Origin of the sequence: Turicibacter sanguinis (assembly GCF_013046825.1) — a bacterium.
Lineage (GTDB): Bacteria > Bacillota_I > Bacilli_A > MOL361 > Turicibacteraceae > Turicibacter > Turicibacter sanguinis.
Map to the genome: position 1 here is coordinate 1,471,171 of NZ_CP053187.1, position 16,518 is coordinate 1,487,688.

Annotated in this window: 13 protein-coding genes; 12 read left to right on the forward strand and 1 reads right to left on the reverse strand. The window is 33.1% G+C overall.

Annotation, left to right across the window (positions count from 1 at the left end):
• The first annotated feature begins 3 nt into the window (after positions 1-3).
• The 6 genes from HLK68_RS07170 to HLK68_RS07195 all read left to right on the forward strand — a co-directional run bounded on the left by HLK68_RS07170 (position 4) and on the right by HLK68_RS07195 (position 8,599).
• Positions 4-2,439: a heavy metal translocating P-type ATPase gene (locus HLK68_RS07170; protein ID WP_132942550.1), complete on the forward strand. Its 2,436-nt coding sequence runs from the start codon at positions 4-6 to the stop codon at positions 2,437-2,439.
• Positions 2,440-3,128: 689 nt separating this feature from the next.
• The gene (locus tag HLK68_RS07175) at positions 3,129-3,827 is read left to right on the forward strand and encodes a response regulator transcription factor (RefSeq protein ID WP_006784814.1); all 699 of its coding nucleotides are present in this window, start codon (positions 3,129-3,131) and stop codon (positions 3,825-3,827) included.
• On the forward strand, positions 3,802-6,021 hold the full coding sequence (locus HLK68_RS07180; RefSeq protein ID WP_132942549.1) for a sensor histidine kinase: 2,220 nt from the start codon (positions 3,802-3,804) through the stop codon (positions 6,019-6,021). Before HLK68_RS07175 ends, HLK68_RS07180 begins: the two co-directional genes overlap by 26 nt.
• An 83-nt stretch (positions 6,022-6,104) precedes the next feature.
• Positions 6,105-7,229, forward strand: coding sequence for a VanZ family protein (locus HLK68_RS07185; protein WP_006784816.1), 1,125 nt, complete (start codon positions 6,105-6,107; stop codon positions 7,227-7,229).
• The gene (locus HLK68_RS07190; protein ID WP_006784817.1) at positions 7,226-8,104 is read left to right on the forward strand and encodes a ribokinase; all 879 of its coding nucleotides are present in this window, start codon (positions 7,226-7,228) and stop codon (positions 8,102-8,104) included. Before HLK68_RS07185 ends, HLK68_RS07190 begins: the two co-directional genes overlap by 4 nt.
• A 12-nt stretch (positions 8,105-8,116) precedes the next feature.
• Entirely contained in the window at positions 8,117-8,599 is a 483-nt protein-coding gene (locus HLK68_RS07195; RefSeq protein WP_006784818.1) for a VanZ family protein, read from the forward strand.
• Positions 8,600-8,608: 9 nt separating this feature from the next.
• On the opposite strand, the gene HLK68_RS07200 is transcribed toward HLK68_RS07195, so the two are convergent.
• Entirely contained in the window at positions 8,609-9,484 is an 876-nt protein-coding gene (locus HLK68_RS07200; RefSeq protein WP_006784819.1) for a LysR family transcriptional regulator, read from the reverse strand.
• A 122-nt stretch (positions 9,485-9,606) separates the two neighbouring features.
• On the opposite strand from HLK68_RS07200, the gene HLK68_RS07205 reads away from it, so the two are divergent.
• The 6 genes from HLK68_RS07205 to HLK68_RS07230 all read left to right on the forward strand — a co-directional run bounded on the left by HLK68_RS07205 (position 9,607) and on the right by HLK68_RS07230 (position 16,301).
• Positions 9,607-11,085, forward strand: a complete 1,479-nt coding sequence (locus tag HLK68_RS07205; protein WP_170837669.1) for a UbiD family decarboxylase — start codon at positions 9,607-9,609, stop codon at positions 11,083-11,085.
• Between the two features lie 15 nt (positions 11,086-11,100).
• Positions 11,101-12,006 (forward strand): alpha/beta hydrolase, encoded by a 906-nt coding sequence (locus HLK68_RS07210; protein WP_055164580.1) that lies wholly within the window; start codon positions 11,101-11,103, stop codon positions 12,004-12,006.
• A 146-nt stretch (positions 12,007-12,152) separates the two neighbouring features.
• Positions 12,153-12,641, forward strand: a complete 489-nt coding sequence (locus HLK68_RS07215) for a DUF2726 domain-containing protein (RefSeq protein ID WP_006784822.1) — start codon at positions 12,153-12,155, stop codon at positions 12,639-12,641.
• Between the two features lie 11 nt (positions 12,642-12,652).
• Entirely contained in the window at positions 12,653-14,110 is a 1,458-nt protein-coding gene (locus HLK68_RS07220) for a phytoene desaturase family protein (protein WP_132942547.1), read from the forward strand.
• 65 nt (positions 14,111-14,175) lie between these two features.
• Positions 14,176-14,964: a hypothetical protein gene (locus HLK68_RS07225; protein ID WP_132942546.1), complete on the forward strand. Its 789-nt coding sequence runs from the start codon at positions 14,176-14,178 to the stop codon at positions 14,962-14,964.
• A gap of 71 nt (positions 14,965-15,035) precedes the next feature.
• Entirely contained in the window at positions 15,036-16,301 is a 1,266-nt protein-coding gene (locus HLK68_RS07230; protein ID WP_132942545.1) for an MATE family efflux transporter, read from the forward strand.
• Positions 16,302-16,518: the final 217 nt, after the last annotated feature.

Here is a 16,518-nt window from a genome sequence, read left to right on the forward strand (position 1 = left end):
CCTATGGGGAAATCAAATCCATTTAAATTAATGTTAGAGGGATTAAATTGTGCGAATTGTGCTAATAAAATTGAAGAGCGTGTGAATCGATTAGAATTGGTAGAGGAGGCTAATTTAAACTTTTCCACAACTCAATTAATTGTGAAATTATATGATGAGTCAATGAAATCACAAGCTATTGAAGAGATTAAAAGTATTGTGAAACAATTAGAGCCTGATGTAGTAGTATCAGAAAAAACTCAATTAGTTACACAAGTGAAACAGTCACAAAATAAAGAGATTAAACTTTTATTAGAAGGGTTGAACTGTGCAAACTGTGCAAATAAAATTGAAGACCGTGTTAATCAATTAGCGTCAGTTGAAAGTGCTAATTTGAATTTTTCCACAAGCCAATTAAGTGTTACACTCGAGGATGGAGCAATCAAACAAGAAACACTCGTTGAGATAAAAAGTATTATTAATAAATTAGAGCCTGATGTAGTGGTATCAGAAAAAGTATCAACTGTTACTGGTAAAATCAGTTCATGCCAAGATAGTTCTTGTTCAACACACGATCATGATACACATGAGCATAGTCACGAACATTTTGATGCCGAGTCAGGGTTTAAAGGCTTTATTAAGGAAAATATCGCCTTGCTACTTGGAGTTATTGTGTTCATTATCACGAGTGTTGGTAATTGGCCAGCTGAAGTGCTGTTATATGCGATTAGTTATTTATTAATCGGAGGAAATGTGTTGACGACAGCATTTAAAAATATAATGCGTGGTGAATTTTTTGATGAAAACTTCTTGATGATGGTTGCCACTGTTGGAGCTTTTGCCATTGGAGAATACCCTGAGGCCATCGCCGTTATGTTATTTTATGAAATTGGTGAATTGTTCCAAGGTTATGCGGTCAATCGTTCACGTAAATCAATTAGTTCTTTACTTGATATTCGTGCAGATCATGCTAATTTAGTGACAACTGGGGGGGTAAAGGAAGTTTCGCCGGAAGAGGTATCGATTGATGACGTGATTATCGTAAAACCTGGTGAACGTGTACCACTAGATGGAATCGTGGTTGAGGGTGAAAGTTACTTAGATACATCGGCTTTAACAGGCGAGTCAGTGCCACGTCTTGTGCATGTGGGGGAGGAGATTTTAGCTGGATGTATTAATACGAATGCTTTAGTACGTGTTCGCGTCAGCGCAACTTATGGTGACTCAACGGTTGCTCGTATTTTGGAGCTAGTTGAAAATGCGTCATCTAAAAAAGCTCAAACTGAAAAATTTATTACGAAATTTGCTCGTGTTTATACACCAATAGTTGTGTTATTGGCAGTGGCGATTGCGATTATTCCAAGTTTAATTTTTGGGGCAGATTTTTCAACATGGCTATATCGTGCGTTAGTGTTCTTAGTTGTTTCATGTCCTTGTGCTTTAGTTGTTTCGATTCCGTTAGGATTCTTTGCAGGACTTGGTGGTGCTTCAAGTCTTGGTGTTCTTATTAAAGGAGGAAACTATTTAGAAGCATTAAATCATGTGGAGACAGTCGTTTTTGATAAAACAGGAACGTTAACAAAAGGTGTTTTTAAAGTAACACAGATTCACTCAGTCAACATGACTGAAGAAGATTTTATTCAAGTTGCTGCTCATGCTGAAAGTCATTCAACTCATCCGATTGCAAAATCGATTGTAGTTGCATATGGGAAAGAGTTAAGCACAGATCGTTTAACCAATTATGAAGATATCGCAGGTCAGGGGATTAAAGTTAAAGTTGATGATCAACAAGTTTTAATTGGAAATGCGACTTTAATGCAAAGTGCTAATTTAGAAGTTTCAGAAGTCGATGCAATTGGAACCATTATTCACATGGCGATTAATGGTGAGTACAAAGGATACATGGTTATTGCAGATGAGATTAAGGAAAGTTCTAAAGCGGCTATTGCAGAACTAAAAAAACGTGGTGTTTCTAAAGTTGTGATGTTAACAGGTGATCACAAATCAGTGGCTGATAAAGTAGCTAAAGAATTAGGGATTGATGAAGTTTATTCACAATTATTACCTCATCAAAAAGTAGAACATGTTGAAGCATTGCTCGCTAAAAAATCATCAGATCAAAATTTAGTCTTTGTTGGAGATGGAATGAATGACGCACCTGTTCTTGCTCGTGCTGATATCGGAGTTGCAATGGGGGGAATTGGATCTGATGCAGCCATTGAAGCAGCAGATGTGGTCCTAATGAAAGATGATCCAATGGCATTGGTTGATGCGATTGTTAAAGCAAAACAAACAAGCCGTATTTTATATCAAAATATTATCTTTGCTTTAGGTGTTAAAATTCTAGTTATGATACTTGGAGCTTTGGGATTTGCAACGATGTGGGCAGCTGTGTTTGCAGATGTTGGGGTTACTATTCTCGCTGTTATGAATAGTACACGCGCTTTAAAAAGAAAATAATAATTAAAAGGTATCTCATCATTTGGAGATACCTTTTAATTTATTTATAGTAATGGTTGATTGTTTGATAACGCTCACTTCTTACGTTTTAAATTTTCAATGTTGGTTTCTAATGTTAACAACGAAATAGTAAAAAGAAAATTAGGTTTCTAAAATTGCAATAATATGCCTATATAAAAAGATACATTATTGGATATATTTTTGTATCTAATTTTATATTTATAGAGTTTTAATTGTGAGTTGTTTGAATATCTTTAGAATTTCTTAAGTTTTATATAAGGTATTTCTTTATTTATTATTGTTAAGATATAAGTGTCTTAAAGATGTAGGAATAGTCAATCTTTAATTAGGTATTATCCTAGCAATTGAGGATGGTATAACTTACTGGCGGAAGAAAGCTACGATCTCACTTTTTAAGTGAGCCACGTAGCGTAGGGAACCTACATAGCTCACAGCTGGGGGCCCATACCCCAGCAATTGGGGATGGTATAACCTACTAGCGGAAGAAAGCTACGATCTCACTTTTTAAGTGAGCCACGTAGCGTAGGGAACCTACATGGCTCACAGCCGGGGTCCCCATTCTTAAGTTATTGTTGATAGGATAAGTTTTTAAATTAATAAAGTGAGGTGAGAAGTTTTCTAAGTTTGTTATATAATAATGGAAACACATGCTTAGAAAGAGGGTTTTTATGAGTCAGTCACATATTTTAATTGTTGAGGATGAAAAAGATATTGCATTAGCAATTGAAGCTTATTTAACAAATCAAGGATATAAGGTTAGTATTGCAGGTAATGGAATTGAAGCATTAGAAATTGTGGAAGCAACGCCAATTGATTTAGCCATTGTTGATGTCATGATGCCTAAAATGGATGGTATTACGTTTACGATGAAATTACGTGAACATCATCATTTTCCAGTGATTATGCTCTCAGCAAAATCGGAAGAGGTCGATCAAATTATGGGATTAAATATGGGGGCTGATGATTATGTGACGAAGCCATTTCGTCCATTAGAATTACTGGCTCGTGTCAACTCTCAACTTCGTCGTTATAAAAGGTTTTCAAATCTTTTAAATGAAGAAAGTTCAAATGTTATTACGATTGGTGGACTTGAATTAAATACTGAAACAAAGGAATTTACTGTAGACGGAAATGCAGTTAAATTAACGCCTATTGAGTACAAAATTTTGAACTTGTTAATGAAACATCCAGGTCGTGTTTTTCCTACGGAAGAAATTTATGAGCGCATTTGGAATGAAACTGCCATAAATACCGATACGATTATGGTTCATATTCGAAACATTCGAGAAAAAATAGAAATAAATCCGAAAAATCCAAAATATTTAAAGGTGGTGTGGGGAGTTGGATACAAACTCGAAAAGCAGTAATAAAATAAGTAAATGGATTGTTGGCATCATCTCCGTTTTAATAATAGGAATGATTTCAGGTTGGCTTTATTCACAGTATGAGAACATGGGGAAAATCGCTAAACAACAATCTGGAACTATATACACTGATCATGAGTTTTATACATATTTATCTGAATTAAGTTATACCTTATACTTTGATACCTTAAAACAGGAAAATAAAGAAATTAGTAATGAGGAATTAATTCAGATAACGACAAATGATTTAGAGTATTTATATGATAGGTACTATCATGAAACATCGATAGAAAATGTAGATTTTTATTATTTATCAACAGATGAGCAATATAAAGTTCTGATGAAATCTATCGGCTCATACGTTAAAAATAACTTAATTGATTCTAACTGGATTTTTAATCAGCTACAAAATATGGAGTACTTAGTCATTGATCAAACAGAGGGTTCGAACTATAAATATGGGAATCTTAATCTTGAAACATTGAACAATGCAAATTTAACTGCTTCACAATTAGAAAATTTAAAGAATCAATATCAGTCATTTGTTGTTTTAAATTATGATGCAAATGGAAATTTAACCGTGATAAATAACTATGAATTCGATTCTTCGACTAACGTGTATAATCACTTTGAGTATCAAGATGGCTATAAATTAGCTCCCATTAAAAACATGACGATTGTTTATGGGGTCCCTAAAATCTTAACCTATACAGATTATATCTGGCAGATGAATTATAGATATGATTGGTGGAGTATACAATCTGTTGTAGGCTATTTTAGTTGGATTGCGATTGCCTTAACAGCGATAACAGCTATTATTTTACCCATTAACGCTTTTAAACAAAGTAAGTTATTTACATGGATATTAAAAATTCCGTTTGAAATCATGCTCTTTTTATCCATCTTTTTGTTTCCGATTTTTATTGAGGCAATGCCAAGTCTAGTTCAATCTACACTTGAAGAGATGGAGTTTATGAATACTAGTTATTTAATCTTCCCTGAGAGTGTCCATCATTTAATTGCTCCAACATTTAATATCGTGATGTGGACTATCGTTTTATACTGGTTTTTCCTAGATTGTGTCTATCTTAAAAATCTATTTAAAATAGGATGGAAAGCAACAATAAAAACAAAATTTATCAGTATTAATCTCATGAGAGGGTTTGTAAGAAAAGGACGATTAATTTATCAAAATTTAGCTAATATTGATTTGAAAAATGCTAATACCAAAAAGTTAGCACTATTTTTAGGAATTCAATTTGTTATGATTAGTATCATGTGTTTAACTTGGTTTTTTGGTTTATTTATTGCTATCATTTACACAGGTTTCCTATTTGTTTACTTAAATAAAAAGATTAAAAAAATAGAATCAGATTATTCAAGGTTATTTGAAGTCACAAATGAAGTTGCAGAAGGAAACCTAGATGTGGTCATTGATGAAGACTTAGGAATTTTTAATTCATTTAAAGATGAAGTTGTTAATATTCAAAGTGGATTAAAAAAGGCAGTTCAAAATGAAGTGAAGAGTCAGCGCATGAAAACAGATTTAATAGCGAATGTTTCACATGATTTAAAAACACCTCTGACGTCAATTATTACATATGTTGATTTACTTAAAGATGAAAATTTAACTCATGAAAAACGAACACAGTACCTTGAAACATTAGACCAAAAATCGCAGCGACTAAAAATTTTAATTGAAGATTTATTTGAGATGAGTAAGGCAAGTAGTGGTAATATCACAATGAATTTACAGATGGTGGACGTGGTTTCTTTAATGAAACAAACGTTGCTTGAAACAGAGGATAAAATTGAAGAAGCGGGACTTATGATTCGCCGTCAATTTCCAGAACATAAGGTAATGATATCACTTGATAGTGAGCGTACATTCCGTGTGTTTGAAAACTTAATTTCAAATATGACAAAGTATGCAATGGCTAGAACACGTGCTTATATTGATATTGTGGATGATGAAGAAATAGTTCAAATTATTTTTAAAAATATGTCGGCTGAGGAAATCAATGTTAATGTCGATGAACTAGTGGAACGATTTGTAAGAGGAGATCAATCTCGTCATACAGAGGGATCAGGTCTTGGACTTGCGATTGCAAAAAGTTTTGTGGAATTACAAGGTGGACAATTTGTGGTTCAGGTCGATGGAGACTTGTTTAAAGTCATCATCACGTTTAGTAAATAACTAAAGGCATCGAGATTCTTCTCGGTGCTTTTTAATGTGAATTATGATAGAATTTGTTTTGTTAACGGAAGTGGGGAATTAGGGTGATTTTAGGAATATTATTTATCTTTGGATTTTTAGTTTATCGAATTAGTTGTAGTTTGAAATTTAAGACATTTAATGTATGGCGTGAAGTAGCGATCTGGATATTTTTTATTTACTTGGTTGTTGTAGCGAATTTAACTTTGTTTAAGCACGGCGTTTTTGAGTATCCAATTTCTATACAGCAGTTGATAGATAGGGTGAATTTGGTTCCACTTGTAGAAACTTATAAAATGTTAACTGATGGTTGGATTGTGGCGTATTCTTGGTACCAAGTGATTGCGAATATTTTAGTATTAATACCGCTGGGCTTTTTAACGCCAATCTTATTTAAATCGTTAACTAAGTGGTGGCATATTTTAATTGTTGGATGTAGTACCTCATTATTAATCGAAGTATTCCAAATCTTAACGCCTCAAAATGTTGTAGATGTGGATGATTTAATTTTTAATACATTGGGAGCTATGATTGGATACGGTGTGTATCTACTATTTATAAAGCTAGTTAAGTATTTCAAGTTGATGAATGTTGTGGAAAAGTTTGAGGTTCCGTTGAAAAAGCCTATTATTAGAGTCGCGAGTGTTCCAATTAGTATTATGGTTTTGATCTCCTGTTTGGCATCGATATTGGCTTATTATGAATCTACACTGTGTGCTAGTTTAAGTGATGAAGAACTAGTAACAGCCCATTTATCTTATGAGGGTGAAATTATTTCAACATCTTTGGAGGATTATCGTCTAATTTTAAAGGATGATGGTGAGTATTTAGACTTAGATATTTATCAAGAGCTACCGCTTAATCGTGTCCGCATGATTGGTGGGAGTCAGTGGCATCCTGAATATAATGAAATGAATTATGAATTTATGTTTTTGACTGATGATTTTAGAGTCGATGATGAAGCAATCTTTGTGATATTTGGAAAAAATGAAGCAGCAACTCAGATTAAAATCACGTATTTAGAAGAAGAATATATAGAAGAACTTTCGCCTGGAAATTTCTTAGTTGTTTATCCAAAAATTATTTTAATGGATGACGATAGCTTGTATCAGTTGTATGACAGTAAAGAGTCGAAAAATTTTGAAGTTGAATTTTTAAGTGAAAATGGAGAAGTGGTGAATAGTTTATGAAAGTATTAAATATGGGTTCATGTAACATTGATTATATTTATGAAGTTGACCATATGGTTAAACCCGGTGAAACGCAGTCTGTAAGTTCACTGCAAGTTGTTAGTGGTGGTAAAGGATTAAATCAATCGATTGCTCTTGCTAAGGCAGGCGTTAATGTTTATCATGCCGGATTAATTGGAGCAGACGGTGGAATTTTAAAAGAAGCATTAACATCTCACGGAGCCAATTGTGAGTATTTAAAAGAAGTGGATGAGAAGTCGGGACATGCGATTATTCAAATTGATCGTCGTGGAGAAAACTGTATCTTAGTTTATCCGGGAGCTAATCATTGTTTTACAGAAGCAAAAGTTGATGAGATTTTATCAGATTTTAATGAAGGTGATTTATTACTGTTACAAAATGAGATTAATTTAATGGATTATATCGTCAAATCAGCTCATGAACGTGGTTTGAAAATCGCACTTAATCCCGCTCCATTTAACGATAAAGTGAAAGCAATTGATTTATCTTTGATTGATTATCTTGTCGTTAATGAAATAGAGGGATGTGATTTGGCAAATGAGGAAGATGAGTCAAAGGTAATAGATACTTTAAAATCCATGTATCCACAGACACATATTTTATTAACACTTGGAAGTAAGGGGTGCCTTTATACACAGGGAGAAATGGTTATTAAACAAGAAGCATACAAAGTAGAAGCTGTGGATACAACAGCAGCGGGAGATACGTTCATTGGATATTTTATTGCTGGATTAGTTGAAGGATATGAGATTAAAGAGTGTTTAGAATTAGCAGCTCGTGCTTCTTCAATAACGGTGACGAGAAAAGGATCATCCTCTTCTATTCCAACAATAGAGGAAGTGAGACAGTTATAAAGGGGAGTATGGATGAGAAGAAAGTTAGCAGTGATTGTTTGTTTGCTTTGGATGGCATTTATTTTTTATCAATCTTCACAAACTTCACAACAATCAAATGAACTGAGTCATGAAATTGTCAATTATATTGGTAGCCAACAAAAAGAAGAAACGAAAGTTGAAACACCTGAATCAATGGTGATACAGGAAAGTAAATGGAGCTTCGAACAAGTTAACGTGTTTATTCGCAAAAGTGCCCACGCGTTTGAGTTTTTTATTTTAGCTATTTTATTAGCTTGGGTTTTGATAGAATATCATATTTCAGGATGGAAAGTTACTGTTATGACACTACTAGCTGTGTTGCTTTATGCAATAAGTGATGAATTTCATCAGTTATTTGTTGAAGGAAGAAGTGCTAGGATTTTTGATGTCACGGTAGATTTTGTTGGTGGGGTTATTGGAATTTCATTCGTTCAACTTATATTAAAAATAAGGCAAATAAAAAGCAGGAGATAATCCTGCTTTTTATTTGGAGTTTGATAAGAAGTGTATTAGTTCTTTTTGATTTCTGCGTAGAGGAGATTTTTTATATCGAATGATTCCAAGTTCACTTTTAATTGTTGGTTTAATCGGGATAACAACAATTCCATGTTGATTAAAACTATTTAACTGTTGGCTCATTAGTAAACTAATCATGTCCCCATTGATGACAGAACTTAAAATGGTTTCAATTCGTGCTGTTTGAAGTATTTTAGGATAAAATCCTGCATCTTGGCAAGATTTTAAACAGAGTGTATAAATTCCCGTATGTTTATTCATAAAAATAAATGATTCATCTTTTAAATCCGTTAAAGAAATTTCTGTGGTATTAGAAAATGGATGATGGATAGGTAATAGAGCGACCAGTTCATCTTCTGCAATTTTATAAAAGTCAAATTCCTTCTCATCTATATATTCTTTTCTAATAATTCCAAGATCATAGACTCGATGTTTTAGGCCTGTAATAATTGCTTCTTCTTCAAGTTCTTGAATAGAGAGATTCAGATTTGGATACTGATTTTTAAACTTTTGTAGAGGTGCCAATAGATGATAGGGTGCTAAAACGGGTAAAGTGGCTAATTTAATGCTTCCACGTCCATTCATTGTAAATGGTTGAATAGTGTGTAACATCTCCTCATAACAGAGTATCATTTTTTGGGATTCTTCATAAAAAACTTTCCCGGCTTCGGTTAATACAATAGAGCGTTTACTACGGTCGAATAAAATAATATCTAATTCATTCTCTAGAGCAATAATTTTTTTTGAAAGCGAGGATTGAGAAATATTTAACACTTCAGCTGCTTGTAAATACGTTTGATGTTCAATGATTGAGATAAAATATTTTAATTGTTCAATTTGCATAAGAGTACCTGACCTATTCCAATTTGGAATAGATTATAGCAAATATGAAATTGATTGTCTATCTGATTAGAAGATAAAATTGAATTAAAGCTTTTATGAAAATAAAGGAGCGAGTTAATAAAATGGCTAACCAAATTCATGATTTAAGGAGTGCTATTGAATTTTTAAAACAACATGAAAATCAAATCGTTTATACAAATTCAGAAGTTGATTGCGAAGCTGAAATTTCGGAGATTTACCGTTATGTTGGAGCGGGAGGAACAGTTATGCGTCCAACTAAAATCGGTCCAGCTATGTTATTTAATCATGTAAAAGATTATGAACATTCAAAAGTGTTAATCGGTTTATTCGCATCTCGCGAACGCGTCGGATTAATGCTCGGTTGTGAGCCTGATCGTCTTGGATTTTTATTAAATGATGCTTTAAATCATCCAGTTGATCCTATTGAAATTCCACAAGCAAAGGCAAAGTGTCAGGAAGTCGTTCATTTATCAACAGATGAAGGATTTGATATCCGAAAAATCTTACCGGCACCCAAAAATACACTAGAAGATGCAGGCCCTTATATTACGATGGGACTCTGTTATGCAAGTGATCCAGATACGAAAGCTGGAGATATTACGATTCATCGCTTGTGCTTACAATCTAAGGATGAATTAACAATGTTTTTTACGCCTGGTGTTCGTCATATTGACGCGTTTAGAAAGAAAGCTGAGGGAAATCAAAATAATTTACCTATTTCAATTAGTATTGGAGTCGATCCAGCAATTTATGTAACTTCTTGTTTTGAACCGCCTGCTACTCCTCTTGGATTCAATGAATTAAGTATTGCAGGTGGCCTTCGAGGGAAACCAGTTGAATTGACAAAGTGTTTAACAATCGATGAAATGGCAATTGCAAATGCTGAGTATGTGATTGAAGGTGAACTTGTTTTCGGTCAACGTATGCGTGAAGATATTAATACGAATACTGGAAAAGCAATGCCTGAGTTCCCTGGCTATACGGGCGTTGCGGATCAAGCTTTACCTGTGATTAAAGTGAAGGCCATTACTCATCGAAAAAATCCAATCATGCAAACATGTATTGGCCCAAGTGAGGAACATGTAAATTTAGCAGGGATTCCTACTGAAGCTAGCATCTTAAATATGGTAGAACGTGCTATGCCAGGGCGTGTTTTAAATGTATACGCACATTCATCAGGTGGAGGAAAATATTTAGCAATCTTACAATTCAAAAAATCAATTCCAAGTGATGAGGGAAGACAACGTCAGGCTGCCTTAGTAGCATTCTCTGCCTTTCCAGAGTTAAAACATGTTATCTTAGTCGATGAAGATGTGGATATCTTTGATTCAAATGATGTTTTATGGGCATTAACAACTAGATATCAAGGTGATTTAGATACTGTTTTTATTCCAGGTGTTCGTTGTCATCCACTCGATCCATCTTCATCTAATTTATATCATCCAAGCATTTTGAGTACAGGGATTGCTTGCAAAACCATTTATGATTGTACCGTACCATTTATACAAAAAGAGCGATTTAAACGTTCAAGTTTTAAAGAAGTTAACTTATCAGATTATGATATTAAGCCGTTAAAATAAGAGGGGGAATTTATAATGACTAAACAAAAGCGTCCATTCAAAGAAAATTTATTAGACGTAACAAACATTGAGCCTAAATATTTGGATATTTCATATGCGACATTAAGTGAAAGACAAAAGCTAGATATCTATTTACCAAGTGTTGATGAGGGGCCGTTCCCCGTTATTGTTCATATTCATGGTGGAGCATTCAAAATGGGAAATAAGCGTGATGAACAATTAACGAGTATTTTATTAGGGCTTAAACGAGGATATGCTATTGTATCAGTTAATTACCGATTAAGCCAAGAAGCAAAGTTTCCAGCAGCGGTCGAGGATGTAAAAGCAGCTATTCGTTTTATTAAAGCAAATGCCAAAAAGTATCAGTTGAATCCGAATAAAATTGCAGTATGGGGTGGTTCTGCAGGTGGACATTTATCAGCAATGGTTGGAGTAACTTCACATCTAAGTCTATTTGAACATCCACAATTAGGGAATATAGAGCAATCATCGGCTGTTCAAGCAGTTGTAGATTGGTTTGGACCGATTAACTTTTTAACGATGGATGAGCAGTTTAAAGAACTTGAGGTTAATACTAAATTAGGTATCACTTGTTCTATTAATTCACCAGAATCTGAGTATATTGGAACGTTAATTACAGAAGTACCTGACTTAGTTCAAAAAAGTAATCCTGAAACTTACATTGATGCTTCTAATCCACCATTCTTTATTCAACACGGAACAGCAGATGGGAATATTCCATATCTTCAATCGGTGTATTTCTCAAATAAATTAAAAGAAGTGATAGGCGAAAATAAGGTCTACTTTGAATTACTTGAGGGAGCAGGACATGGAGATGGGGTCTTCTCAGACAAACTGTATTTTACAGCTTCAGAAAATTTAGAAAAAGTATTTGTATTTTTAGATTCAGTTTTAAAATAAAGTAACAGATATCCTTAGGAAAAAGTCCTTGGGAAACTAAATAAAAATTATGAAAGCAGAATGTGTGAATTTACATTCTGCTTTTTGTTGTAAAACGCTATCATAAAATGTAAAATATAGGAAGGAAATGAAAGGAGAGAGAAGTTATGAGTAAAATTTTTGACGGTAAATTAAAAAGAGTAGGGGGCGTTCGACATTCTGAATACAGTGAGTATTTAGAAAGAAAAAAGCATGGTGATTTTGTCGTAAAAGGTGGTGTCTTCACAGATAGTGAGCGTGCCTTTTATTCAAAGCTAGAATTAGTAACAGAAAGATTTCCACTTCGACCATTAGTGAAAGTAGCATTAAAAGATATATTTGATATTAAAGACAGCTTTCTGAATCATAATCAAATTCATTTAGAAAGATTAAAAAATTATTACATTGATTTCTTAGTTTGTGATGAAGAAACAATGATCCCATTATTAGCAATCTTTTTAGGCAAACATAATTTAGATGAAATGAAATTTATCGAGGGATTATTCGAAGAATTCGAGATTAATATCGCTCATGTCGAAGAAAAAGAAGAATACAATGTAATTGAATTAATTCAAATAATGGAGTTAAATATTGATATGAAAAGTTTAATCAAGTAGGTGAGATAAAGATGAAGTATGATGTTATTGTAATTGGATCAGGACTTGGCGGATTAACATGTGCTTCTCATCTATCAGTACTTGGGTACAAAGTCGCAGTGTTTGAACAACATTTTTTAGCAGGAGGATATGCGACAAATTTTAAGCGACATGGATATGAATTTGATGTTTCACTACATGGAATTGGTGGTTTACAACCAGGAGGAAATGTTTATAGTATTTTACAAGCATGTCACGTACTAGATAAAATAAAACCGATAAAAAATAAATTAGCTTATCAGGTTGAATGGAAAGGAAAGCTCATTGAAATTCCGAATGATTTAAAGAAATATCAAGAACTCTTGATTGAGTTGTTTAAAGAATATGAAAAAGAAATTATGAACTTATTTAAGGCGATTACACGGTTTGAAAATGGATTTAATCGATTCATTTTACAAAGTCATAAAGGAGTATTGAATAAAGTGCATCCTGATGCAGCGCTATCTATGAGTTGGTCGATGAAAACAACGGATGAAGTCATCAGAAAATACGTTAACGATGATGAATTTATACGCTTCTTCACGACTCTATGGTCGTACTATGGGTTGCCCCCTAAGCAACTTAGTGCCATTTATTTTTTCATTCCATGGGTTAGCTATCACCATCATGGAAAGTTTTATATTCAGGGTGGCGGTGGAAAACTATCAAATGCTTTTGTAGACGTTATTCATGAGCATGGAGGAAAAGTCTTCTTAAAATCAGAGGTAGTCGAAATTACTTTAAAGCATCGACAAGCAAGTGGCATCAAGTTGAAAGATGGAACGCAGTATGAAGCTGATATCATTGTTTCAAATGTTAATCCGATCACGTTAAGTACTTTATTACCGACTAATCATTTGAAAATAAAACCTCAAGAAATCGGATGCAGTTTAAGTCAACTTTACTTAGTCTTAGACTGCCATCCATCTAAGTTGAAAATTCCAGAAGAGGAAGTTTTCTTCTTAGGAGGAGACACACCTGAACAAGATTATGAAATAACCTTAAATCAACAATTTGATACATGTGGATTTTTGTTGACGAATTATGGTTCAATTGATTCAAATTTCGAAGGAATCTTGACTATGACGTATTTAGATAATTATGAGAGGTGGCCAAGCGAAAAAACACAATATAAGTTGAAAAAAGAAGAAGTTACTCAAATGATGTTAGCAAGGTTAGAAAAAATGTATCCTGGCATCACATCTCATATCGTGGTTAAGGAATTAGGAACGCCTAAAACGATGGAGCGATACACTAAAAATCCTAAAGGTGCTGTTTATGGATATGCCCAAACAGTGAAACAATCAGGAAGATATAGATTGAAAAATCAAACAAATATTTCAAATTTATTTATGAGTAGTGCTTGGAATAATCCAGGTGGTGGTTATGAAGGTGTTATTTCCTCGGGAATAATGACGGCTAGACGAATTCATTTAATGAATTATAAATAATTTTGACGAAATGATTTTATAAGCTTAAAGGGATGCTATAATACCCCTGTATAGGAGGGGATTTTATGAGGCATTTTTTGGGGGATTATACGTATCGATTTTACCTTGTGGTTTTAAAGTTAGTTTTAACAATTGTCCCAACAATTTCGATTGTTTTAGTCGTTCTAAATCTATTTTTCTATCAAAATGATTATCAGGTTAATTCGATTCAATTTTTTTCAATGATTTTACTTGCTATTCTTAGAAATTGGATTAGTGTTGTTATTTCATGTATTTTTTGGGTTAGTGCAGTCTTTGTTTTATTGAAGATATGTCATGTTGAAATAGGTGAAGAGAAAATTGAATCACTAGAACATCTTTTTAAACGTTCGAAAACGTCAAGTTCAATTTCAATGATTGAAACGATTTTAGAAATGTTAGGGATTATCTTTTTAGTTTGGCTTCTTTATTTTAACCCTGAGTATATTTCAAGCTATAGTATAAAGGACAATCGCTTGATTCCATTAACTCCCTTATTTAATAGTAGTGTATTAATTTTTTATCATCCCATGATCATAGCTGTTTATAGCGTTGGTTTTATTTTATCAATTGGAAAATTATTGATAAGAAGATGGTCGCTTGGTTTAGCTATTTTACATTTTGTTTATAAAGCAGGAGTTTGTCTGCTGCTTTGCTTCATTATAATGAATCAATCAGTTTTTAATCCCGAATTTTTTGAGGAAATCTTTATTTATCCTCCTCAAAAAATCATGCTTTACTTTGACATATTCAGCAATGTTATTATAGCAATCATTATCGGGATTACTTTTTTTGATGTGATAAGACCATTCTCAAAAGTTATTAAAGAAATCTAGGAGGCGGATTTATGTTGCTGGATGGATTATCCCTTCTTTTCTAAAATTTTAAAGAAAAGAAGGGGACTTATTTGAAAGATAAATTGAATCAATTAGCAATTCCATTAATGTTAAATAATGTGTTAGGCCTATTAATTGGACTTTGTGATCAGGCAATGATTGGACATGTTTCAATAACAGGGTTTGCAGCTGTTGGAATTGTAGCAGGAATTATTAATAGTTTATCTGGTGTGTTAGGGAGCATATCTATCACTTTTAATATTTTAGGGGCTCGTGCGAAAGGTGTTGAGGATGATGAATTATTGGAATCATATTACCAAATTCATCTGATACAAAGTTTAATGATTGGCCTCATCTTTACTAGTTTTGTTTTTCTTTTTGGAAGACCTATTCTTCAAATTGTTTATCAACTAGAAGGAAAAGTATTAGATGAAGCCATGAGTTATGCCTTTATTTTTAGCATGACACTTGGATTAAACTTACTTCTATTTACGGGTTCAGCCTATTTTAAAATAATGAATCAAACAAAGTATATTTTAATTAGTAACTTAACAGCGGCTATTTTAAATGTTATCTTTGATTATATTTTAATTTTTGGTTTGTTTGGATTGAAGCCACTTGGGATTATTGGAAATGCGATGGGTTCTGTATTAGCACTTCTTGTTAATCTATGTATCTATTTCTTTGTTTTAAAAATGAGAATACGTAAGAAACCTAAGGCGCTAAATTTAGAACATCTTAAGTGTTCATTAAAATTATCCATGCCATTAATGATTCAAGAATTCCTTGAAAGTACGGTTATTGTGCTAATTATAGGGGCATTAGTTGCCAGAATTGGATTACTTGAAGTGGCGGTTTATCAGCTATTGACGATGATTATTGAGATTACATTGATGCCTACGTATGCGTATGGGCAAGGAGTATTGACCCTCATTGGAGAAGGGATAGAAAATTCGTCTAAAATTTTGTATCAGGGAATTATAAGGGCGCTTCTTTTTTACTTTATTTTCGCTACTTGTTTTATGATAAATCGTGAATCATTATTAGGGTTTATCACAAATCAGTCTGTGATGATTGAGACAGCAAGTAGCTACTTACCGTTTGTATACCTCATCTCAGTTTTATTCATTCCAATGACGTTGTATAAATTTAAATTACAAGCCATTGGTTCCACGAAAAGAGTCATTGCTGATACTTTAATTAGTTATAGTATAGGTCTTTTAGTTGCATTTTTATTGGGTTTAATTACTCAACGATTACTTAGTATTTATATTGGACTAGGGAGTGCCTATTGTATTTGTCTATTTCTATTTAGAAGCCATTCGTTTAAAGTTTAATAAATTTAAAAATCACTCTTCTTATTTGATGAGTGATTTTTTTAGTGGGTTACTATCAAATTTTTAAATATATTTGATGAAAAATGATATTAGAGTAAGGAGTATATATAAAGTAGGCAAATGCTTAAATTACAGTTTATGAAATCTTTTAAATCAAGAATAAAGCACGATGAAATAGAGATTATGCTCATCTCATTTTTAGAGGGATTAAAATAAT